Genomic DNA, 621 nt, shown 5'->3' with positions numbered 1-621 from the left:
GCCTCCGCTTGGGAATCCTCTCCCGGTTAATTTGTCACTACAGCCTAGCGCGTTAGCGCGCAAGAAACCGCAAATCCATTGAAGCCAGAATGTTAAAAGTTAGGCGCGATTGGGTGGATGCCGATCGTTCATACGCGCAAGGCGTGGCAAAAGCAGTCAGGTTGGCCAATCGAACCAGTGAAATGCGCGACGAAAAAACGCCTGTCCGCCATCGGTGATCGGGGTGCCATGGGCCATCAGCACCTTGCGGTAGCGTGCAACGGCATGTCCCCTGCGGTGTGCGGCCGTTCAGCCGCGCTCCGCCTCGCCCGTCACGCGCCAGATCACATCGCCGACATCGTCCGCCACTAACAGGGAGCCGTCCGGGCCGATGGTAACTCCAACCGGCCGTCCATGGGACGCCCGCTCGTCAGGCGAAAGGAAACCGGTCAGAATGTCGCGCGGCGGCCCGGCCGGACGTCCATTCACGAACGGCACGAAGATAACCTTGTAGCCGCGCAACGTGCTGCGGTTCCAGGAACCATGCTGCCCGATGACCATGCCGTCCGGGAAGCCCGGCAGAGTGCCTGCGGGAAGCCAGCAAAGGCCGAGCGATGCAGTGTGTCCGCCCAAGGCATAGTC

General features: G+C 62.2%; 1 pseudogene. It reads right to left on the bottom strand.

The annotated features are described in order from the left end of the window. Positions 1–288 precede the first annotated feature (288 nt). A pseudogene (locus N181_RS02280) lies at positions 289–621 on the bottom strand (sorbosone dehydrogenase family protein); the annotation flags it as partial.

This window comes from Sinorhizobium fredii USDA 205, assembly GCF_001461695.1.
Taxonomy (GTDB): Bacteria; Pseudomonadota; Alphaproteobacteria; order Rhizobiales; family Rhizobiaceae; genus Sinorhizobium; species Sinorhizobium fredii.
This window is presented reverse-complemented; position numbering and strand designations above follow the sequence as displayed.